This window comes from Streptomyces yerevanensis, assembly GCF_000716805.1.
Taxonomy (GTDB): Bacteria; Actinomycetota; Actinomycetes; order Streptomycetales; family Streptomycetaceae; genus Streptomyces; species Streptomyces flaveus.
This window is the reverse complement of record NZ_JNWJ01000193.1, coordinates 1-1,139: the sequence shown is the minus strand read 5'-3', so window position 1 is coordinate 1,139 and position 1,139 is coordinate 1. Positions and strand designations below refer to the sequence as shown.

1 protein-coding gene is annotated in these 1,139 nt (G+C 72.1%); it reads left to right on the top strand.

Going from position 1 to position 1,139, the window contains the following annotated elements:
* The coding region (gene solA / locus OP79_RS48995) for an N-methyl-L-tryptophan oxidase (RefSeq protein WP_033329736.1) at positions 1-1,098 on the top strand (1,098 nt) is incomplete at its 5' end.
* Positions 1,099-1,139 lie beyond the last annotated feature (41 nt).

Sequence of the window (1,139 nt, the reverse complement as noted above, 5' to 3'; positions counted from 1 at the left end):
ACGATGGGCAGCCAGGCCGCCTGGCGGCTGGCGGCACGGGGCGCCGAAGTCGTCGGCTACGACCGGTTCGCCCCCGGCCACGACCGCAGCGCCGCGGGCGGTGAGACCCGGGTCTTCCGCAGCGTGCAGACCCACGACGGCCGCTATGTGCCGCTCGTCCGGCACGCCGACGCCCTCTGGAAGCAGCTGCAGGCGGAGACCGGACGGGAACTGCGCCGCCTGACCGGAGCCCTGGTCATGGGGCCGGCCGACCACCCCGAGATGCGTACCGTGATGGACGGCATCGCCGAGCACGGCCTCGACCACGAGGTGATCGACGCCGAGGCGATGGCCAAGCGTTTCCCGCAGTTCCGCGTCGACGAGGGCGATCTGGTGCTCCTCGACTCCCACGCGGGCTTCGTCCGCCCCGAGCTGACGGTCCAGACCGCGGCCCGGCGCGCCGAGGAACTGGGCGCCCAAATCCGCCGCTACACCCCGGTGCGGGAGGTCACTCCCGTCCCCGGGGCAGGCGTGGAGATCCGCACCGACACCGACACCGAGCGCTTCGACGCCGCCGTCGTCACCCCCGGCCCCTGGGTGGGCGACCTGCTGCCCGACCTGCCGTGGGAAGTGAACGTCTACCGCGCGATCAGCGCCTGGTTCCTGCCCCACGAGGACCACCCGGCAGACGCCGAGCGTCCCGCCTTCATCCGCTGCGGCGACATCCCCTTCTACGGCATCCCGTCCCCGGACGGCCTGACCGTCAAGCTCGGCCTGCCCCAGCCCCACCACAAGCCCGTGGACGACCCGAACCGGCTGAACCGGACCGTCGCACCGGAAGAACTGGAGACCTTCACCACGGCGGTGCGGCGCCACCTGCCCGGCCTGAACCCCGATCCGGTGCGCCTGTCCGTCTTCATGGAGGGCTACACCGACAGCACCCGGCCGCTGGTCGGCCCCCTGCCGGGCTGCGACGACATCGTCCTGCTGGCCGGCTTCTCCGGCCAGGGCTTCAAGATCTCACCCGCCATGGGCGACATCGCCGCGGACCTCGCCCTGGAAGGCCGCACCACCCAGCCGATCGACTTCATCACCACAAACGGCCGCACCGCGGCCTGAGCCCGAACGAGGAAAGCCATGACGCTGACCATCGGCCCGCT